The sequence below is a fragment of the Candidatus Planktophila lacus genome (assembly GCF_002288325.1).
Taxonomy (GTDB): domain Bacteria; phylum Actinomycetota; class Actinomycetes; order Nanopelagicales; family Nanopelagicaceae; genus Planktophila; species Planktophila lacus.
In genome coordinates this window covers 1,315,674-1,335,992 of the sequence record NZ_CP016780.1, presented here as the reverse complement: position 1 = coordinate 1,335,992, position 20,319 = coordinate 1,315,674, and the positions used below count along the sequence as shown (strand labels likewise).

20 protein-coding genes and 2 tRNA genes are annotated in these 20,319 nt (G+C 46.8%); 10 read left to right on the top strand and 12 right to left on the bottom strand.

All coding sequences use genetic code 11. The annotated features are described in order from the left end of the window. The first annotated feature begins 16 nt into the window (after positions 1 to 16). Positions 17 to 105 (top strand) — tRNA-Ser (locus tag A1sIIB106_RS06825). A 41-nt stretch (positions 106 to 146) separates the two neighbouring features. After that, positions 147 to 824, top strand: coding sequence for an LmeA family phospholipid-binding protein (locus A1sIIB106_RS06820; RefSeq protein WP_095677780.1), 678 nt, complete (start codon positions 147 to 149; stop codon positions 822 to 824). A gap of 60 nt (positions 825 to 884) precedes the next feature. On the opposite strand, the gene A1sIIB106_RS07240 is transcribed toward A1sIIB106_RS06820, so the two are convergent. Then, complete coding sequence (locus A1sIIB106_RS07240; protein WP_095677779.1) at positions 885 to 1,145, bottom strand: type II toxin-antitoxin system RelE family toxin; 261 nt, start codon at positions 1,143 to 1,145, stop codon at positions 885 to 887. Then, positions 1,142 to 1,390: a type II toxin-antitoxin system Phd/YefM family antitoxin gene (locus A1sIIB106_RS06810; RefSeq protein WP_190276881.1), complete on the bottom strand. Its 249-nt coding sequence runs from the start codon at positions 1,388 to 1,390 to the stop codon at positions 1,142 to 1,144. Before A1sIIB106_RS06810 ends, A1sIIB106_RS07240 begins: the two co-directional genes overlap by 4 nt. 67 nt (positions 1,391 to 1,457) lie before the next feature. Between A1sIIB106_RS06810 and A1sIIB106_RS06805 the strand changes: the two genes are divergently transcribed. From A1sIIB106_RS06805 to A1sIIB106_RS06785, 5 genes are all read left to right on the top strand, one after another. Next, positions 1,458 to 2,732, top strand: coding sequence for an FAD-dependent oxidoreductase (locus A1sIIB106_RS06805; RefSeq protein ID WP_095677777.1), 1,275 nt, complete (start codon positions 1,458 to 1,460; stop codon positions 2,730 to 2,732). 67 nt (positions 2,733 to 2,799) lie between these two features. Continuing rightward, entirely contained in the window at positions 2,800 to 4,815 is a 2,016-nt protein-coding gene (locus A1sIIB106_RS06800) for a 5'-nucleotidase C-terminal domain-containing protein (RefSeq protein WP_095677776.1), read from the top strand. Positions 4,816 to 4,939: 124 nt separating this feature from the next. Continuing rightward, positions 4,940 to 5,012, top strand: a tRNA-Arg gene (locus A1sIIB106_RS06795). 77 nt (positions 5,013 to 5,089) lie between these two features. Beyond that, a complete protein-coding gene (locus A1sIIB106_RS06790) occupies positions 5,090 to 5,377 on the top strand; it encodes a putative quinol monooxygenase (protein ID WP_095671719.1) in 288 nt (95 codons plus the stop codon). Between the two features lie 32 nt (positions 5,378 to 5,409). Continuing rightward, positions 5,410 to 6,144 (top strand): SDR family NAD(P)-dependent oxidoreductase, encoded by a 735-nt coding sequence (locus A1sIIB106_RS06785; RefSeq protein WP_095677775.1) that lies wholly within the window; start codon positions 5,410 to 5,412, stop codon positions 6,142 to 6,144. Positions 6,145 to 6,155: 11 nt separating this feature from the next. On the opposite strand, the gene A1sIIB106_RS06780 is transcribed toward A1sIIB106_RS06785, so the two are convergent. Both A1sIIB106_RS06780 and A1sIIB106_RS06775 read right to left on the bottom strand, forming a co-directional pair. Continuing rightward, on the bottom strand, positions 6,156 to 7,142 hold the full coding sequence (locus A1sIIB106_RS06780) for a Gfo/Idh/MocA family oxidoreductase (RefSeq protein ID WP_095677774.1): 987 nt from the start codon (positions 7,140 to 7,142) through the stop codon (positions 6,156 to 6,158). 36 nt (positions 7,143 to 7,178) lie between these two features. Beyond that, positions 7,179 to 8,081, bottom strand: coding sequence for a TIM barrel protein (locus A1sIIB106_RS06775; protein WP_190277173.1), 903 nt, complete (start codon positions 8,079 to 8,081; stop codon positions 7,179 to 7,181). Positions 8,082 to 8,115: 34 nt separating this feature from the next. Here A1sIIB106_RS06775 and aroE point away from each other — a divergent pair, with 34 nt between their 5' ends. Beyond that, positions 8,116 to 8,979, top strand: a complete 864-nt coding sequence (gene aroE, locus A1sIIB106_RS06770; RefSeq protein ID WP_223299488.1) for a shikimate dehydrogenase — start codon at positions 8,116 to 8,118, stop codon at positions 8,977 to 8,979. On the opposite strand, the gene A1sIIB106_RS06765 is transcribed toward aroE, so the two are convergent. The 8 genes from A1sIIB106_RS06765 to A1sIIB106_RS06730 all read right to left on the bottom strand — a co-directional run bounded on the left by A1sIIB106_RS06765 (position 8,976) and on the right by A1sIIB106_RS06730 (position 17,864). Continuing rightward, positions 8,976 to 10,469 (bottom strand): GMC oxidoreductase, encoded by a 1,494-nt coding sequence (locus tag A1sIIB106_RS06765; RefSeq protein ID WP_095677773.1) that lies wholly within the window; start codon positions 10,467 to 10,469, stop codon positions 8,976 to 8,978. The genes aroE and A1sIIB106_RS06765 overlap by 4 nt on opposite strands. Before the next feature lie 32 nt (positions 10,470 to 10,501). Then, on the bottom strand, positions 10,502 to 11,296 hold the full coding sequence (locus tag A1sIIB106_RS06760) for an ATP-binding cassette domain-containing protein (RefSeq protein WP_095677772.1): 795 nt from the start codon (positions 11,294 to 11,296) through the stop codon (positions 10,502 to 10,504). After that, positions 11,293 to 12,264, bottom strand: a complete 972-nt coding sequence (locus A1sIIB106_RS06755) for an ABC transporter permease (protein ID WP_095677771.1) — start codon at positions 12,262 to 12,264, stop codon at positions 11,293 to 11,295. Before A1sIIB106_RS06755 ends, A1sIIB106_RS06760 begins: the two co-directional genes overlap by 4 nt. Before the next feature lie 235 nt (positions 12,265 to 12,499). Next, on the bottom strand, positions 12,500 to 13,567 hold the full coding sequence (locus A1sIIB106_RS06750; RefSeq protein WP_095677770.1) for a substrate-binding domain-containing protein: 1,068 nt from the start codon (positions 13,565 to 13,567) through the stop codon (positions 12,500 to 12,502). Positions 13,568 to 13,704: 137 nt separating this feature from the next. After that, complete coding sequence (locus A1sIIB106_RS06745; RefSeq protein ID WP_095677769.1) at positions 13,705 to 15,486, bottom strand: D-apionate lactonase family protein; 1,782 nt, start codon at positions 15,484 to 15,486, stop codon at positions 13,705 to 13,707. Continuing rightward, positions 15,483 to 16,199 (bottom strand): SDR family NAD(P)-dependent oxidoreductase, encoded by a 717-nt coding sequence (locus tag A1sIIB106_RS06740; protein WP_095677768.1) that lies wholly within the window; start codon positions 16,197 to 16,199, stop codon positions 15,483 to 15,485. Before A1sIIB106_RS06740 ends, A1sIIB106_RS06745 begins: the two co-directional genes overlap by 4 nt. A 2-nt stretch (positions 16,200 to 16,201) precedes the next feature. Beyond that, the gene (locus tag A1sIIB106_RS06735; protein WP_095677767.1) at positions 16,202 to 17,014 is read right to left on the bottom strand and encodes a sugar phosphate isomerase/epimerase family protein; all 813 of its coding nucleotides are present in this window, start codon (positions 17,012 to 17,014) and stop codon (positions 16,202 to 16,204) included. A gap of 4 nt (positions 17,015 to 17,018) precedes the next feature. Next, complete coding sequence (locus A1sIIB106_RS06730; protein ID WP_095671707.1) at positions 17,019 to 17,864, bottom strand: phosphogluconate dehydrogenase C-terminal domain-containing protein; 846 nt, start codon at positions 17,862 to 17,864, stop codon at positions 17,019 to 17,021. 88 nt (positions 17,865 to 17,952) lie between these two features. Between A1sIIB106_RS06730 and araB the strand changes: the two genes are divergently transcribed. Next, positions 17,953 to 19,638 carry a ribulokinase gene (araB, locus tag A1sIIB106_RS06725; RefSeq protein ID WP_095677766.1) on the top strand — a complete coding sequence of 562 codons (1,686 nt, stop codon included), beginning with the start codon at positions 17,953 to 17,955 and terminating at the stop codon, positions 19,636 to 19,638. Next, positions 19,638 to 20,300: an L-ribulose-5-phosphate 4-epimerase gene (locus tag A1sIIB106_RS06720; protein WP_095671705.1), complete on the top strand. Its 663-nt coding sequence runs from the start codon at positions 19,638 to 19,640 to the stop codon at positions 20,298 to 20,300. Before araB ends, A1sIIB106_RS06720 begins: the two co-directional genes overlap by 1 nt. The last annotated feature ends 19 nt before the right edge of the window (positions 20,301 to 20,319 follow it).

Here is a 20,319-nt window from a genome sequence, read left to right as displayed (position 1 = left end):
ACTCACACCTGTACTTGGAGACGTCGCATAGCCCGGTCGAGTGCGCCTCACTGCTAACGAGGTAAGGGGTTAAACCCTTCAGGAGTTCAAATCTCCTCGTCTCCGCTCTCAGGGATTCTTCATCTAACTTGTGTAGTCTCCCGCGAATGAAGCGTAAAAAATCTGCCGTAATCGTTGCAACAACTGTCTTAGTTCTATTAGGCACCGCAGCTTTAGCCGCCGAAAGTGCTGTCTCATCAAAGATTGAATCCCGTGTACAACAACAGCTTCCAAGCGCCTCAGGAATAAGCGCCTCTGTGCCTCTAACAGATTTGCCGAGTATCTTAAACTCAGATTTAATCAAAGAGGTAAAAATCGATATTGCTGACTACACGTTGAAGAGCAGTGGCAGAAAATCCTCAATAGAAATTTCTGCGAAAGAAATTAGTAAATCTTCATCCACGCGGATCGGATCTTTGGAAATCAAAACAACAGTCGCTATTTCACAGCTACTAGCTGAATCTGGTTTCAACGATGCGGAAATAGTTGATAATGCTTTGCAAATATCAGTTGGAGCAGGTGGGCTTGGTAAAGCATTAATAGTTCCGCAGTATTCAAACAATCAGATTTACTTACAGATAAAAAGTGTTTCGATAATGGGCAGTCCAATTCCAGCCTCATCGCTTCCCGCAGACATTCAGGAGCAAATCAAGAGTCGAACTGTAAAGGACTTAAGGGTTCCAGCGGGCTTAAAAGTTAAATCTGTATCCATCGGGCCAAAAGGACTTTCGGTAAGTTTTCAAGGAACCAACATTAATTTAAGAAGCCTTGCTTTATCTCTATAGGGGGCGCCTTGCTAATTAGCGCTAATGTGTAAACGATATAAATTCACTTTCTGGAATCTTTCACTTTCTATAAATTTCGCGCCGGTGGCCAATATCGATTACAAGAACTACAAGGATGCTTTTCTGGATTTCATAGATTATTCGAAAGTCTCCGACCCTTATTCTGTAGCCATTTCTCCCTGAAAGCTTCTTAGCCTTAGGAGGGATTGGGTTCTCCGAAAGCAAAGAAAGGGCGATGTCGATCCGTCGTTTATCGCTGAGATTTAACGTTTTCAGAAACTTGCGTGGGGTTTTTTCGATTCTTAAGGTGAACTCGCTCAAACCAAGCCAAGTTCCTTACGTGCATCTTGCCAAAGCGTTGAATCTTCACGTCGCGCTTTGGCGGCATCGTAGGCGGCGATATCTTCAAGTTCTTCCATGGCGTCAAGCATTTTTTCGTAAAGCGAAGGAGAGAGCAGCACTGCAGCTTCCTCACCATGGCGAGTGATAAGAATTGGCTCTTTCGCTGATTTATCCACGAGTGTGGGCAACTCACGACGAGCATCGGTTAAGGGAAATGACTTCATAAATAAAGTGTACATAAAAACCTTAAAATTGTACAGAGATGCCAGTAGCCATGAATAGAATAGGCACATGCAAAACTACAAAGTAGCAATCGTCGGTGCAGGTCCAGCCGGCTACTTTGCAGCACAAGCACTTCAAAATCTGCAGACCGATGATCTGCAGTTTTCTATCGACATGATCGAACGCCTGCCAACCCCATGGGGCTTAGTTCGCAGTGGCGTTGCCCCAGATCACCCAAAGATTAAGACTGTTGCAAAGGTATTTGAAAAAATCGCAACCGCTGGAAACTTCCGTTTGTTCGGCAACGTTGAGCTCGGTACTGATGTTTCAATCGAGCAGTTAAATGAGATGTATGACGCGGTGGTTATCGCAACAGGTTCAGCAGTGGGCAAGAAGCTCGGGATCCCGGGCGAAGATTTACCAGGGTCAATCTCTGCGGCTCACTTTGTACCTTGGTATAACGCACACCCAGACTTTGCAGATTTCAAGATTGATTTAAATTGCACCACTGCAGTTGTTATCGGTGCCGGAAACGTTGCCATGGATGTGGCGCGTATGTTGGCGCTTGAACCAAGTGAATTAGATCCGACAGATACTGCAGATCACGCGATTGCAGTGCTCAAAGAATCTACGATCCGCGAAGTTGTGATTAGCGCTCGCCGCGGACCAGAACATGCTGCCTTTACATCTCCTGAACTTCGCGAACTTCCGAAGTTAGAGCACACCAACGTTTTGATGGCTAATTCGGATATCGAAGCCGCGATTTCTCGAGCAGGGGATGAGATCGAGAAAGACACCAAGAGCAATCTTGATGCGATGTTGTTGATCTCTGAAAAAGAGGCGACAAACCACGACCGCACAATGAAGTTTCAATTCCTTGCTACACCTGTTGAATTTAAAGGAAATGGAAAAGTGGAAGAAGTTATTTTCCAAAAAACCGGCAGTGATGAGAGATTTAGTATTAACTGCGGGTTAGTTATCACTGCAATTGGCTATGAAGCAGCGAGCATCCCTGGCATTCCTTACGAGCGCGGGAAAGTTGTAAATAACGAGGGCCGCGTAAATGAAGGCATGTACGTAGTTGGGTGGGCAAAGCGCGGACCATCAGGTGTAATTGGCACAAATAAATCAGATGCTGCAGATGTCATGAAGTTATTAGTTGAAGATTTAAAGGGTGCAAAAAACGGTGGCGATATCGCAGATATTTTGCCCGCGACCAAAGTCATTTCGCAGTCCCATTGGGAGGCAATTAATGCCGCTGAAGTAGCGGCGGGAGAGCCGTTGGGCAAACCCCGCCTGAAGGTCGTTAATAGGGATGAGTTAATTCGAATCGCAAAAAGTTAACCTAATAGCCACTATTTTGTAACCATTCCACTGCATAAAAAACCGTAACTGGTACTTAAATTTGCCCATGAATATTAAATTTAGCAAAATTCTCGGCTTGGGCTCTATAGCTCTAGCCACATCCCTATTGGTTTCATTACTAGTACCCACAGCACAAGCGGCAACATACTCGCTGCCAAATGCACCGACATCTGTCACTTCTAAATTCGGCTCAACAGGCATAGTCGTTCGTTGGACGCCCGCTGACGATGTAACTCCAGCAGTTACTGGATATGTTGTTTCGGCTGGCGCCGGATCATGTCCAGTCTTTGTTCCAGCAAAGAAGCGCGGCAATATCGTCTTGATGCCGGTCGTTGTTGGTCAACCTGCAGGTACTCCAGTTGTTCAGGCAGTAAATGCTTACGGTTTCTCTAAACCAACTGCATCAACAACTAGCTACACCGCTGCTCAATTGGCGAAGGTTGCATCATCTAGCAATAAGAATGTGCAATTACTTCAGCTAAGTGATTTACACGGTGCAATCGAAGTTGGTAACTCATTTGGTACAGCGCTGCTCGCTAGCAACTGGGATGCAGACCGCAAGGCATCTGCAGCAACTGTTGCGCTGTCTTCAGGTGACAACATCGGTGCAGCGCCACCTATTTCAACTGAGTTTGAAGAGATGTCGACCATCGAATCTCTAAACCTAATCAAGCTCGATGTTTCAGCGTTTGGTAATCACGAACACGACCGCAACCTTGAGCACGTTCAGAAAGTAATTGGCGCATCAACTTTCCAGTGGGTCACTGCAAACTATGGTGATGAGTCACTAAAGGTTCTTAAGTCAGGTACCAAAGAAGCAAAGGCATACACAATCATTGAACGCGGTGGCGTAAAGATTGGCGTAGTCGGAGCAAATACACCTGAAACAATTGAACAAGTTTTCCCAGGTAACCTGGATTACAAGGATTCAGCAGGCGCTAAGAAGACGATTCAAATCGAACCAGGCGTGGCTGGAATCAATAAGGCTGTAGCCGAAGCCCGCGCCGCAGGTGCAGAAGTAGTGGCAGTTTTGATCCACCAGGGTTGGACTGAGAACTCAGATGGCGTAGCGAAGGGTCTTTACAACAACCTTGCTGCAGAGATTAAGGGTGCAGATGCTATTTACGGTGGCCACAGCCACCAAACTTTCTCAACCTTGATTCCTTCGACAGCTCGTAATGCTACACCGGTACTACTTGGCCAAACGCGTAACGCAGGCGTTGAGTACACACGATCACAGATCTGCTTAAAGGCTGGCAAAGTTGTTGGATCTTCATTGCAGCACGTACTAAAGGCTGCGGCGCCAACGATAAACACTGGAGTTGTAAGTACTGTAACAACTCAGGACACAGCAGGTGCTGCGCTAGTTAAGAAGTACAAAGATCAACTAACAGGAAAGCTTGATGTAAAGATCGGTCAAGTATCCGCAGTATTCCCACGCGGAGGTACTCCAGCGGTTGAACGTTCAGGTGAGAACCCAATGGGTAATTACATCGCTGACTTGCTACGCGCTAAGTACAAGACAGATATCGCAATCACAAATGGTGGCGGTATCCGCGATACATTCCCAGCCAAGACCTACATCCCAGCTAACACAGCACTTGTTCGCACAGGCTCTGGTCCACTGGATGTAACTCTTGGTGATGCGTTAACTGTTTACCCATTCGGTAACCAGGTAGCAACAACTGTTGTTACAGGCACAAATCTTTGGAAGGCGCTGGAGAATGGCGTTGGCGGAAACTATCCAGCCGATGGTCGCTTCCCACAAGTTTCAGGTATCAAGTTCTCATTCGATTCTTCAAAGCCAGTAGGTAGCCGAATCGTTGAAGTAACAAAGCTTGATGGAACTGCAATTGCTAAAGACAGCAAGGAATACACACTTACAACTCTTGACTTCATCATTTACGGTGGAGATGGATATCTGGAAGTGTTCTCACCTGCAAAGGCGAAGGTCTACGGAGCGCTACTTGATGTATTTGTAGATGCACTGAAGGCAGATATGGCCGCCGGAAAGGTCACACAACTTCCTGTACTTGATGGGCGAGTAAAGAAAGTTGGCTAATAAGTAAGCAATAACGTAAAGGGCGCTCGAGTAATCGGGCGCCCTTTACGCTTGTCTATAAGGGTTTTAGCCCATTTGGGTGATGTATCAAAAGCGGGTATTATTCAACTTCACTACCAATTAAGCGTGCGTAGCTCAACGGATAGAGCATCTGACTACGGATCAGAAGGTTAGGGGTTCGAATCCCTTCGCGCGCACGAGATGAGCCTTTCGGTGCCTTTCACACCGGAAGGCTTTTCTTTTTATTCATCCTGAAAAGGGATAACGTTCGGCTATGAGCAAAGTCTTTCTATTCGTTGAAGTAAATGTTAAACCGGGCCAATTTGATGAGTTTGTTTCAAAACTCAAGAGCCATATCGCGGTTATCCGAACTGAGGCTGGTTGCGAATTTATTGATATCTACCGCGATACTCAAAAGCCAGATGTTGTAAATGTCTGGGAGATCTGGAGCGATCGCCCATCTTGGGATGCCCACATGGTCAACGAAAACAGCAAGGCATGGCAGGCGATTGGCCCGAACTATGTCTTCGGCGAGACTATTACCGTTATGGATGCCCTCTAGAAATTAGCTGTGACCTGTCTTAGTATTCCTGCATGACTTATCAACTAAGAGATATCAAAGGTTCAGTAGTAGTAATCACTGGCGCAACAACCGGAATTGGTGCAGCAGCTGCAAAGCAACTCGTTGAGTTAGGTTGCAAAGTAGTTCTAAATGCGCGCAATGAAGCCAAGCTTCAAGAGATGGTCGCCTCACTTGGCGCCGATAACGCCGCTTACTTAGCGGGAGATTCATCGATTCCAGATGTTGCTCGCGCTGTTGCGAAGAAGGCTATTGATGCTTTCGGCACTATTGATTGCGTAGTACCTAACGCTGGTATCGGTATGTATGGATCAGTCCTTGATTACAGCGATGATGAAGTAAATCGCATGATGCGTACGAACTACGAAGGTAGCGTGCACATTGTTCGCGCAACTCTTCCAACAATGTTGGCTAAAAAAGCCGGCGATATCATCATGGTTTCGTCAGTTGCGGGCTTCCGTGGCGGCGGAGATGAATCAATTTACGCTGGCACTAAGCATGCACAGGTTGGTTTTGCTGGCGGCCTCGATCGCGAACTTCGCGAAAAGGGTGTGCGCGTAGCGTTGGTATGTCCTGCTGGAACAGATACTCAATTTGCAATTGAAGCCGGACGCACAGCAGGTGAACCAAAGCTTGCTAGTTACTTGCGCCCAGATGATGTTGCTTTCCAGATCGTACAAATCATGCGTCAACCGCTAACGGTGCGCACACATATTTGGACGCTCTGGTCTATGCAGCAGCAGTCATAACGCTCGCTTGATTATTTAAGCGAAGCAACTCCCATTTCGCAGGCAATTGATGATGCAAGTCCATCATTGGCTGTTGCTAGATCTGGATGACGCACGCCGGTCTTAATTGATCCAACCCAAGCGGTTAGTTCGTTGATATATGCCTGCTCAAAGCGACCCATCCAGTTTTCATACAACTTGCCATGAGTACGTGGCGGTAAGTTGAAATCGTAAGAGATTGAAACTCCACCCAAGTTATCGATCTCAAGTGAGCCATTCTCCATAAGCGCTTCCATGCGAACTTCATAGCCGTAAGTGCTGTTGGCTGCGATATCGACTGTCATCAATACGCCAGATTCGGTGTGGGCTAAAACAGTTAGCGGATCTTGCAGTTGATCATTGGCGTATTTGCTGCGCTTCATCGCAACTGTCGTCATCGAAACAAATTCTTCACCAAGTAACCAACGCGCGATATCTACTTCGTGGACAGCAACATTTGTTAACAACATCGGAGTCGTTGCCGTTGGGGAACTGACGTTACGAGAGATGCAGCGAAGGTGAAGGACTTTGCCGTACTTGCCGGATTGAATCTCTTTCTTCAACTCAATATATGAAGGATCAAAACGACGCATAAATCCGAGAGTTATATTTAAACCTGAGGCATTTGCAAGATCGGCGACCTTCTTGGCATCTGCAGACTTTGGAGCAAGTGGCTTTTCGCAGAGCGTGTGTTTGCCCGCATTGATTGCCAGCGTTAGATGTTCTGGGTGCAAGCCATCAGGTGAGCAGATGATTACAGCGTCTACATTTGAGTCGCTCACCAAAGTCTCAACGGATGCATGTTGGTTGATTGCTACACCTGATTTTGCGCTTAGCTCTTTAGCAAGTGCATCCATACGTGGACCATCTAGATCAAAGAGGGCGGTAACAACGGCACCATCTACATGCTCTGTTAAGTAGCGAGCATGACCTGAGCCCATGATTCCTACACCGATAACTCCTACGCGTAGATCAGACACTTTTACTCCCCTTTTTCCTCAGATTTAATTGCTTTGTTATTTAGCTAAAGCTGGTGCAACAACGTTGTGGAGATAATCTACAGATTGTTTCATTCCGCTGATAGGGCCTTCACCGATTCCTGGCATTTCTCCGGTAATTGCCACATCTTGTTCTATGACATACCAACCCTGATAACCGGCCGCTTCCAGCGCCAGAATGGTCTCAAGGATAGGAACATCGCCTTGTCCGAGAGGTGTAAATAAACCTTTCTGCACACCTTCCATGATGCTCTGCTGGCGCGATAGAACTGGTGGAACAGATTTCATATTTACATCTTTAAGGTGAACGTGACCTACGCGACTGGCGTATTTCTTTGCGAACTCAACGGTGTCTTGTCCGCCGATAGTCATGTGACCGGTATCTAGGCACCACATAACATCAGAGTTATCGACCACCATATCAATATCTTTTTTAGTCTCAACAACTGTTTGCAAATGTGGGTGAACCACTTGTACGAGGCCATGATCTTTACAAATCTGATCTACCTCAGCGAGCATCTTAAAGAATTGCGTTACTTCATCTTTGCTTAACTCTTCAGGGTTAGCCCAATCCCAAGTTTGTACTGGGCATGAAACAAAGTGAGTTGCACCGATCTCTTGGAACTTCTTACTTGTTGTGAGCGCCATTTCAATTGTTGCTTTTTCTTGTGACCTGTCATGCAACACAACTGGTGTAAAGCCACCGATCATCGACATGTTAAATTCTGCTAGCTGATCCTTGAGCTCTGCAGAGTCATCAGAGAAGAAACCTGGTGCGCCGAGTTCGGTTGCAGGTAGCCCAAGACTGGTCATCTCTGAGAGCACACGCTTAGTGGGCAACATCGCGCCCCAACCCGGTACTTCACAGATTCCCCATGAAATAGGTGCGGATGCGATGCGTTGTAAGAATGGAGTAGCCATTGGCTGATCATAACTTGCAAGGTAAGGTCTGAACATGACCATGGATATCGGCGGATCTTTCCGACATGAATTAACTGGAAGCTTTTCACAAGGATCGGACTCCAACCCAACAGTTGCCATGGTTGAGGCCTCGTACAAGGCCAATAACCTGCACTATCGCTACGTAAATTGTGAAGTTAACCCAGACCAATTGGAAGCGGCTGTAAAGGGCGCCAGAGCGATGAATTGGAAGGGCTTTAACTGCTCTATCCCTCACAAGGTCGAAGTCATTAAGCACTTGGATGGTTTGGGGGAGTCAGCTGCTTTAATCGGCGCTGTTAACTGTGCGGTTAATCGTGACGGCAAGTTGATCGGTGAAAACACAGATGGCAAAGGATTTTTAAAATCATTTCTAGAAATCACGCCAGCCACCGGAAAGACAATAGTTCTGCTTGGCGCAGGCGGTGCAGCGCGCGCAATTGCCGTTGAACTCGCACTCGCTGGTGCGACTAAGTTCTATGTCGTAAACCGTTCCCGCGCTCGCGGTGAAGAGTTAACGGAGCTGCTCAACGATAAGACTTCAGCCACTGCAGAATTTGTGGAATGGAATAAGAGTTATTCAATTCCGGCCGATGCTGAAGTTGTAATCAACTCAACCTCAATGGGCATGGTTAATACTGAAGGCAAGCAGGATATTGATTTCGATTCGATCCGCCCCGGAATGTTGGCTGCAGATGTAATCGTTAATCCACCACAGACTTACTTCTTGGATGAAGCCGGTAAGCGCGGAGCAACAACTCTGCAAGGCTTAGGAATGGTTGTAAATCAAGCAGTTATCGGAATTAAATATTGGACCGGCGTAGATGTTGATGCCAAGGATTTAAATGACGAGCTACTGCGCGTATTGGGTCTTGCTTAAACTTTAGCTAGATCTGATTGCTCAACAACTCGCAACGCCTGTGCGGCAATTGTCAGCGCTGGGTTCATTGCTGCAGATGATGGGAAGAATCCGCCATCAATTAAGTAAAGATTGTGGTGATCGTGGCTGCGGCAATAACCATCGACAACACTGGTGCGCGGATCGTTGCCAGCAACGGTTGTTCCACATTGATGCGAGTTCATGGAAATATCAAAAGGTTGTCTAAAGATTGCCTGATAACCCGTTTTGCGAAGTACTTTCTTGGCCCGGCGCAGAAGTTCAAAGTGGGTCTTCATCCCAACTGATTTACGAACGATCTTAATCGCCCCGTTTTTATCAATAGTTACGCGGTTATCTGGGTGCGGTAGGTCCTCAGACATCACCACAAATTCCACGCTGTGATCAGAGACCAAGTTAAGTAGCGGCAGTGGAACTCGTTTAGCAAAAGATTTCATCATGATGCCTTGCACCTTGCCAATTAACTGCACGGCGCCAAGTGGGTAACCCTTGCCACCATCTAGATACCAATCGGTGAAGGAAAGGGTCTTCTGGAAAGTGACATCGTTCTTGTGGCGCATATCCACGGCTGCGATATGGCTGTTGTTATGCATCATAAAGTTACGACCAACTTGATCAGATGAGTTAGCAACGCCAGAACGAAGAAGCAACGCTGCGGTGTTAACAGAGCCCGCTGCGATTACAAAGTTTTTGCCGTAAATCTCGAGCGCCTCATCGCCCCTTGTTGCTTCAAGATGGCTGACTGACTTTCCATCAGCGTTAAGCACAATGCGGTTAACTTGGACAGAAGTCATGAGAGTTACATGACCAGTTGCAATCGCCGGATTGAGCGCATTTACTTCAGCATCGCTCTTAGCATCTAATTTACAGACAAAGCCATCGCAAGTTTTGCAGCGAATACATTTTCCGCCAGGCCCTAGATCAATACCCATTGAGTTTGAATGCGGGTGCACACCTGCCTTGGTTAAGCGTTTGCCTAGTTCTTCAACGTATGGCTCATGTTTCATTGCAGGGTATGGAAATGGAGTCGTGCGGTTGTTGCCATAAATATTCTGCGCATCGCCATGGACGCGGTACAACTCTTCGGCTTTGTAATAGAAAGGTTCTAGATCATCGTAGGTAAATGGCCAGGCGGGCGAAATACCTTCCTGATGTTTGATTACGCCAAAGTCATAACGGCTAAAGCGTGGCAGAGATGCACCGTAAACCTTGCTATTTCCACCAACGAAGTAATGAACGCCGGGAACAAACTCATTTCCCTTTTCATCAACCCATTTTTCATTTGGCTTGTAGCGAGTCTTCATAAAGATCTCAGATGGCGACCAGTTTTCAGGCTCACGTGGCATTCGTTCGCCGCGCTCTAAAACCAGCGTTTTAACGCCCTTTTGCGCCAAGCCAAAGGCGGTCGTGGCGCCACCTATCCCAGAACCAACAATGACCACATCCGATTCAATACGAACCGGAGTGGCCATTGTTTTAATCTCTTTTAGTTATTTATTTGCAATTAACGTACTGAAGAAAGCGCTTGGTCTTTCTTATCTACTGTCATCGCGCCAGTCATGATTGCAACGACATCGTTCATGGTGTGGGACTTTGGAGTAACAACAGCAGCGCGCTTTCCGAGGCGTTGAACCTGGATGCGATCTGCTACTTCAAATACCTGTGGCATGTTGTGTGAAATCAAGATAACTGGCATACCGCGTTCACGTAGTGACTCAATAAGTTTTAGAACCTGACGTGATTCACGAACTCCGAGTGCAGCTGTTGGTTCATCGAGGATAATCAACTTCTGACCGAATGCAGCGGCGCGAGCAACTGCAACAGCCTGACGCTGACCACCTGAAAGAGTTTCAACGGCTTGTGAAATATTCTGAATTGTTCCGATACCAAGAGCAGAGATATGTTCTTTCGCTGCCTTGCGCATTCCAGAGCTATCGATCATACGAAGAACAGATCCCAACGGACCTGCCTTGCGCATTTCGCGGCCAAGGAAGAGGTTGGATGCGATATCGAGAGCTGGTGCAACAGCAAGTGTCTGATACACAGTTTCGATTCCGGCATGGCGCCCATCTTGTGGTCGCTTAAATGACATTTCTTGACCTTCGAGAATTATCTGACCGTGGTCAGGTACTTCAGCGCCTGAAAGACATTTGATCAGAGTTGATTTACCAGCACCGTTATCGCCTACTACTGCGAGAACTTCACCAGGAAATAGTTCTAGATCGGCGCCATCAAGTGCGATAACGCGACCATAAGCCTTGGTAACTCCAACTGCTTGAAGAATTGGTGACTTACTCATTTGCGTGCCTTTCTGATCCATTGGTCGACAGAGACAGCGAAGATAATCAGGATTCCGATTGCCATCAGCTGGAAGTACAGATCCACGCCAGCAAGTGTTAGGCCGTTACGGAAAACACCCACGATTACCGCTCCGATTAGGGATCCGAAGATTGTGCCGCGGCCGCCGAATAGAGAAGTACCGCCGATAACCACCGCAGTGATCGCATCGAGGTTTAGATCTCCACCCGTATTCGGGCTAGCAACAGTTACGCGGCCGATAACAATCCAGGCGGCAAGTGCAAAAGTGACTCCAGCGACTACATACACGCTCATGAGAACGCGGTTAACTGAGATACCAGCCAAGCGAGCTGCATCAATGTCATCACCAACTGCGTATACGTGACGGCCCCATGATGTGTAACGCAGAGCAAAAGCTAAGACGATATACATAGCGATCATGAAGAGAACACCAGTAGTAACTCGGAAAGGTCCGAGATTTACATAGTTTCCAAGGGTTAGTAGGAACGGCGGCATTTCATTTGCAGGAACAGTTCCCTTTGTGAAGGTGAGTGTGAATGCAAGGAAGATATTGAAAGTTCCCAAGGTAACGATAAATGGTGGCAACTTAACCTTGGTAACTAGGAAGCCATTAATTGCTCCGGCAAATGCACCTACGAGTAGACCTGCTGGGAACGCGATCCAGATTGAAAGGCCATCGCCTTCAACTGCAGGAGTTCCTTGTACAAGTTTAGCCATCGCCATTGAAGAGAAGATCGCGATCGCACCACATGAAAGATCGATGCCCGCGGTAAGAATAATTAAAGTCTGACCAGTTGCAACAGCGCCAACGATCGCTACTTGCTGCAAGATGAGTGAGAAGTTAGACGGTGTTAAGAAGTTTTCATTGAAAAAACTAAAGGTAATTGATGCTACAACAAGCACCATTGTGGAGCTAAGCCACGGATACTTATGGAGCACCGCCTGCATTTTCTGACTAAACGTTGCACGGTCCTGGAATTCGGACGCCGCATCGTAGTTTGTCGTCTCTTGACTCACTTTTGGTCCTTTCGAAACTTTATTTGAACTCTAACTTACTTTGCTGAAACTTATTCAAATCTATTTCTTTATATATTCACTTTCAAGATTGTGTTAAAGAGGGCGACTGCCGAAGCAGCCGCCCTCTTTAAACACTCTTCTTTAGTTATTCACTAAAGAACTGGGATTAACCCCAAGCGTTTGCTAGACCGTATTCAGTTGTCTCTGATGGGACACCCTCTTGTGGGTCATCAGTAATCAACTTAACGCCGGTGTTGAAGAAGTCAAGGCCTTCTGAAGTAGTTGGCTTTGTACCGTTCTTCACGATGTCGTAGATAGCTTGGACGCCAAGGTCAGCCATCAACAATGGGTACTGCTGTGAAGTTGCGTTGATGCAACCTGACTTAACAGCGTTGATACCAGCGCCGCCACCGTCAACAGAAACCATTACATCGAGCTTGATACCAGCAGCAGCTGCTGCAGCACATGCACCGATTGCTGTTGGCTCGTTGATTGTGTAAACAACGTTGATCTTCTTGTTCTTAGCAAGAAGTTGTTCCATACCTGTACGGCCGCCGTCTTCGTTAGCACCTGTTGCTACGTTTCCAACGATCTCATAGTCGCCGCCTGAGTACTTGCCAGTCTTGGCTTCGTCACCCATCTTGTTTGGATCCTTAACATCAATTCCCATACCTGCAAGGAATCCGTTATCGCGCATGTAGTCAACAGACACAATGCGGTCATCGAAGATGTCGAGAAGTGCAATTGTTGCCTTCTTGCCAGCAAGCTTTGCAGCTGTCCACTGACCGATTAGAAGACCAGCTTCGCGGTTATCTGTTGCGAAAGTGATATCTACGATGTCAGCAGGATCTGGTGCTGTGTCAAGAGCGATGATGTAAAGGCCTGCTTCGCGTGCCTTTGTGATCGCTGCGTTAACTTCTGTTGATACTGGAACGATCAAGATACCAGCGTGCTTTGCAGAGATTGCGTTTTCAATCGCTGTGATCTGTCCTGCGTAATCTGACTCATCTACACCAGATGTAACAGTTAGTTCTACACCGAGAGCTTCGGCCTTCTCAGTTGCACCCTTGATCATCGCAACGAAGAATGGGTTTGACTGATCTTTTGTAATTAGTGAGACCTTTACAGTGTCTCCGCTTCCGCTGTCGCTATTTGAACATGCAGAAAGCACAAGCATTGACGCTGCGGCTACAGCAACAACTGCTGCAGTGCGGCGTGAGAAAAGCTTTGCCATATGTATTTCCTCCTATAGGTGGGGTCAAGCGATACCGATAGTACATAGCCACCCCGCTCAATAAAAGGGTTTTTTGATGAAAATTGGATCGTTACCGAACCGTTACGAGAGGCAGAAAAGGGCGTTATAAAGCCGGATTAGCCACGCAGGAGAAGGATCTCAAAAGGGGTGATTGATAGCGGAATATCGCCGAGAAGTGGATTTATCTCAGCATATGACCACCAATCCATGATCTGGCTCGCCTTTTCGCATTCATTGGCGTGCAGGCTTTGAATCGATTTATACCCAGCCAAAACCTTGGGAGTAATTTCAACAACCCATGGTCGCTGTGAAGCCACAACCATCTTTCGTGATTCACGGTCTTCGAAAGCCACCCATGAACCATCTAGCGAAGTAGCAATTGTAATTTCATGTGCGTGATGCGCACCTAGCGCTGAAAGTGCGTGGAAAGTTGGTGAGAACTTAATTGCCGAACCTTCATTGTAAATAAGGCCGTGTTCACCAAATAGTTCGTGCCATGTTCCCGAATATGCACCTGCGCTCGCAAGTGCAAATACAGAACCTAAAGTCCAAGCGGCGGCAGATAACTCTTTGATCTGTTCTGCCATCCCGGGCTGGGCAAAGTTAATTCGGTTTTCACGGAGATGTCCGGTCTCAGGATTTCCGCGAGTAGAAAAGGTAATTGGAGAAACACTTACTTGTGACGCTATAAATTTTTGAACAAACTCAATCGACTCTTTCTGGGTGTCGAGAGTTTTAAAGATGGTTTCTGGATCAGATGAATGAACTGTTGGAACCATTGAATATGAAACCGCGTCACCAAATTCAAACTTCTCGCGATGTAGATCAACTAGGTAAGCATCGCTACCAGGAATGTAAGAATTTAAAGTCTTGTTCTTTGGCAGATCTGATTCTTGAACAATTTGACGACCTTGGCGATGAATCAATAAACGTGAACCTGCCGGAACTCGGGCGCTTAAATGTTCAACTTCTCTAACAAGATCAGCCCCATCATTTGATGAGAGCAGCGCTGCTTCAAGGGCAAGGCCGCTCTTACTTATCGTTGCGATCTTTTGGGCAGTTAGCGACTCTTCATTTACGCGGATGTGGTCGATATCGAGAATAAATAGCGCCTTTTCGAGGTCATCGCTCGGCAGTAAAGGCTCGCCATTAAATTGCACGCCAATGCGCGGTAGTGAAGGAATATCTCTTGCAATGATCTTTGATCCATCAGGGATAGAAGTTGCCGGCGGAGTCACTTCAAATTCAACTCGTTGTTCCCATTTCATACCTTTTTCAATTACAAAAGGACGGGCTTCGGCTAACGAACCGCTATAAATTTTGTAGGTGTTATCGGTCCAGTTGCGTTGATCTTCCGCTTCTAAAACCTTGCCAGTTGATAGGACTTTTAAAGATCTCTTATCCGGGGCAACGAAGTGCATATCGTTGCTGGCTGGGAAGAGCCCTTGCGTTACGCCATCGACAACCCGTTGTGGTGATATCTCTTTAAGCAATGAATAGGTATTGCCGCTGGCGCTAACTGTTGAACCCATCCAGTCGCCAGTGTGTAGACAGAAACAAACTCCCCAGCGTTGGATTTCAAATTTCCCCAAACCGGTTAGTTGATAATCAATTAGAAATTTCCCATTAGGTTGCAGAGTTAAGACTGTCTTTCCCTGAATCGAGCCTGCAAATAAATCGGTAATTGTTACGAGACAATTTTCTCCTGATATCTCAACAACTTCACTGTGTTCATCGGGATCAAGAGTTGACCAATCCCAAGGACGAATTGCGGTGTAGAGCAGATCAATTATTTGCGCTCCTTGGTAAGTAACGTTTCTTATAGCAGCGCGTGCGATATCAACTGTAAATCCGGCGTGCTCAACCCGTTGGGTATCTGGCCAGAAATTCTTACTCATCGCGCAGTCATTCCGCCATCGACTGCGTACATTGCCCCGGTTGCAAATGAAGATTGATCAGAGACCAACCAATTAACTAAACCAACCAAATCACTTGGCTTGCCCATTCGTCCAAGCGGTGTTCGGCGAATTAGATCAGGGCCTTTCTCTGGGTCATCCCAAATCTTTTGAATCAAAGGTGTCGACATGGTGCCGGGAACAACCACGTTGGATCGAACACCTTGCTCTTTGTAATCAACGGCGATGATGCGCGAAAGCCCCATCATTCCGGCTTTAGATGCGCCATATGCGGTGTAGCCCGCGCCTTCCATCGTCATACCTGTTGGAGAACCGATCAAAATAACTGAACCTCTTCCAGATTGAATCAACCCAGGCATTGCATGCTTAACCGATAAAAAAGCACCAGTCATATTTATATCAATAGTTTTCTGCCAGGTATCGAGTGAAACATCTGCAATCTTGGAATCTGCGCCAACCAACTGCACGCCTGCGCAAACAATTAGCGCATCAATTGAGTTGATAGAAGAGAGAGATGCCTTTACAGAATTCTCATCAGTTAAATCAGTCTTATAAAATTTTGCATCTGAAGGGGCTGGGCTTTGCAGATCAAGGTTATGAACGTTTGCGCCAGATTGGATAAGGCCAGTAATTAAAGCTGAACCGATGCCGCCGCTTCCGCCGGTTACGACAACGTTATAGCCCGTTAACTCCATAGTTAAGATCCTATCGATTTCCGTAAATTAGTAACGCTGATCTCTGCCCATTCGTTCTCTAAAGCAACGGTTGCTTCATAACTATCCTGGCGTGGAGTCCAAAGTTCGATAACTGCGGTGATCTCGCGCTTTGTTCCACCTACAGCGGCGATGACCTCAGCAATATCTAACCGGCCTTCGCCGAGCGCTGTTCCTCGAACGGTAAATCCCATCTGCCCGTTGGTTCGAACAATTTCAAAATCTTTCATATGCACGTTGATCGCCCGCGGAGCCAGTGCAGGAATAACTGTATTGGGAGCTTCAACTGCGCCAAGTGAGTTAACAGTGTCAAGACAAATTCCGACCCAATCAGAGCCAACTTGATCAATAATCTCGTTAAATTCTGCGCAGGTTAAGCGATCGTGGTTTTCGATCGCTAACTTGATATTCGCTTCTTTAAATTTAGCTTCGAAAGGTTTAAGTAGTTGAACTATTTCGGGGATTGCGGGTTCGTGGCCTTTGCTATCAATGACAACTCGCAGAATCGGTGAACTCAGTAATTGGGCGATGCGTAGAAAATTCTCAATGTTCTCGCTCTTATTTCCGCGAGTTCCAACTTCTAGAGCGATTGCATAACTATCGGCTTGTGCCTTTAACTTAAGAAGTTCGGCTTCTGCAAGCTCGCCAATCGGCAAGTTATCGGCGATCTGCAGCACATCAGCTTTTAAATCGTGGGCGCGCTCCAATAGTTCAAAGGCGCTCATCACAACTGGATGCTCAGGCTCAATCCCGCCGATCGCCCAGGGAAAGGTGAAACTGGAGACTCCGAGCTTCATTTAATTACTTATCTCCGCCAGTTATCTGCTTAACGCTAGCGAGCACATTTTCGGGCTTAAAGATGGCATCCCAATCATCGCGAAAGAGTGAACCTTGAGCGTTCTTGAGCGCCATAAGTGCGCCATCAGATAGCTTCCAATTCAACTCTTCAAACAAGAGCGCGATGCTGATCTGCAAATGGCCCATGCAGAAATCTTTGGCAGCAGCCTCAGGAACTCCAAGATCGATAACCTTCTGCAAACCTTGAGTAATTACTTCGACGCAACCGTTAATTAGAGTCTCGCTAAGAGCCGGCTCAAGAAGTGCCATCTGCTGAACGGTAATACGGTGGCTTGCGCTAATTGGCGCAAACATTTCAGTTGCAATTGTTTCGACGAGATCTGCTTCTTCTTCAGTTCCCCAGGCAATTGCAAATACCAGAGCTTGAGTTGCAAGGCCGCCACCCCAATAATCGCGACGCGCTGCAGGATCTGTCTCACCAAGCAAACTAAATACCGGTGGATGAGTTGGATGGCAGACAAAGCAACTGATATCTGCGCGATGCTTGACGCGATCTGCCGCGATTGCTGCTGGGTCAAGGAAGAGAATCTTTGTACCAGGATCTAATTTTGGAACAACTTCATCAGAAATTTGGCGCACTAACGCATCAGGGGTTGTAAAGATAACTACATCTGTTCCCTTAAGGGCGTCATCTAATTCCATAACTGTATTTCCGGCTTCGCGGATTCGCGCTTGCCCAGCTTCAGACTTTTCTACGAAGCGAAGCTCGTACTTCTTTGTATCAAGAAGTGGCTGGGTAACACGATTACCCATTTTGCCGCCGGCGCCTAAAATCGTAATGACAGTCATGAAAACTCCTCATATATTTTTTGTGTATTTTATTAATTAACTTTTTCAACTCTAGCAGCAGCCGCAACCCCTGCGGTAGGCTCTGCGAGTGCCAGATTTAACTAGCGATTTAAGTAATAAATATGTAATCGGCGTTGATTACGGAACGCTTTCTGGTCGCGCTTTATTGGTGCGCGTCTCTGATGGCGCCGAAATTGCAACAGCGGTTTATGAGTACCCGCACGCTGTAATCGAGGAGAAACTCCCAACATCCGGTGCAAAGTTGCCACCGGATTGGGCGCTACAAGTTCCATCTGATTATGTTGATGTTTTAAAAGTTACCGTTCCTGCAGTTCTTAAGGAATCTGGAATCGATCCTAAATCTGTTATCGGGATAACCACAGATTTCACAGCTTGCACAGTTCTTCCAGTAAAGAGCGATGGAACCCCGCTCTGCGAACTTCCAGAATTTTCTAAGAACCCACATGCCTTCGTTAAATTGTGGAAGCACCATTCTGCGCAGCCACATGCCGATCGCATAAATGAACTTGCCCATGCGCGCAAAGAACCTTGGATATCTCGCTACGGCGGCAAAATTTCTTCAGAATGGGAATTTGCTAAAGCGCTACAAGTTTTAGAAGAAGCACCTGAAATTTATCAAGCGATGGATAAATGGGTAGAAGCGGCCGACTGGATTATCTGGCAACTCTGCGGCAAGTATGTGCGCAATATCTGCACTGCGGGATATAAAGGTATTTATCAAGATGGAAAGTACCCAACAAAAGAATATCTAGCGGCGCTCAATCCAAAGTTTGAAAAATTTATTGCAGAAAAATTAGAGCATGAACTTGGTGCGCTAGGTGCATGTGCTGGAACGTTAACCGCTGAAGCAGCGAAATGGACTGGCCTTCCTGAAGGAATTGCAGTTGCAGTTGGTAACGTGGATGCTCATGTAACTTCTGCCGCGGCAAATGCGGTTAACCCAGGACAGATGGTTGCGATCATGGGAACTTCAACCTGCCATGTAATGGTCTCTGAAGAATTCGCAGAAGTTCCAGGCATGTGCGGCGTAGTCGATGGCGGAATTATCGATGGCGCACTTGGTTACGAAGCTGGCCAATCAGGAGTCGGCGATATCTTCGGATGGTTTGCCAATAACTATGCGCCGGCTGAATACACCGCAGCTGCAGCAGCAAAAGGCGTTGATATACATACCTATCTATCTCAACTAGCAAGTGCGCAACCAGTTGGCGCACATGGCCTAGTTGCCTTGGATTGGCAGAGCGGCAACCGCTCAACTCTGGTTGATCATCAACTTTCTGGCTTGATTATGGGTTTAACTCTTTCAACCAAGCCGGAAGAGATCTATCGCGCAATCGTTGAATCAACGGCATATGGTGCGCGCAAAATCGTGCAGACCTTTAATGAATCAGGCGTACCCGTTAAAGAATTTATCGCCGCTGGCGGGCTCATTAAAAATAGTTTCGTTATGCAGATCTATGCCGATGTATTGGATATGCCAATAACAATTATTAAATCTGCCCAAGGTCCAGCGCTTGGTTCGGCAATTCACGCAGCTGTTGCCGCGGGTGCATATAAAGATGTACAAACTGCCGCTGCTGCGATGGGCGGAGTGGCAGATGAGCGTTATCAGCCAAACCCGGCAAACGCCAAGGTCTATAACGATCTTTACAAGCACTACAACGATCTTTATGAAAGCTTCGGCCACAACGGTGCGATGCATTCACTTCGTGCGATCCGAGATCGTGCGCTCACATCTACGGAAGGAAAGTAATGAGTTCCAAGAAAGAGTTGCGCGTAAAAGTCTGCAAACTAAATATTGATCTACAACGTTACGGATTAGTTGCCTGGACCGCCGGCAATGTCTCAGAGCGCATGTCAGATGGCAAACGCTTCATGATTAAACCAAGTGGAGTTAGTTACGAAGATTTGAAACCCTCACAAATGATTATTTGTGATCTTGATGGAAATGTTTTAGAGGGTGAATTATCTCCATCGAGCGATACCCACACCCATGCATATATCTATCGCCATATGAAAGATGTGGGCGGAGTTGTGCACACTCACTCAAATTACGCTGCTGCGTGGAGCGCGGTACACAGCGCAATTCCATGTGCCCTAACTGCGATGGCTGACGAATTTGGTGGCGAAATCCCTCTCGGTCCATTTGCACTAATCGGCAACGATGCGATTGGCAAAGGTGTTGTTGAAACCCTTACGGGACACCGTTCTTCAGCAGTAATAATGAAGAACCATGGCGTCTTTTCAATCGGTAAAGATGCAACAGCAGCTGTTAAATCTGCAGTGATGTGTGAAGATGTAGCAAAGACAACTTGGATTGCAAAATCTCTCGGGACCTTGCAGTTAATTGATCAAGAGAGCGTCGATAAGTTGTTTGACCGCTATCAAAATATCTACGGCCAACGCGGGAAATAAGCGTAGCCAAATAAGAATT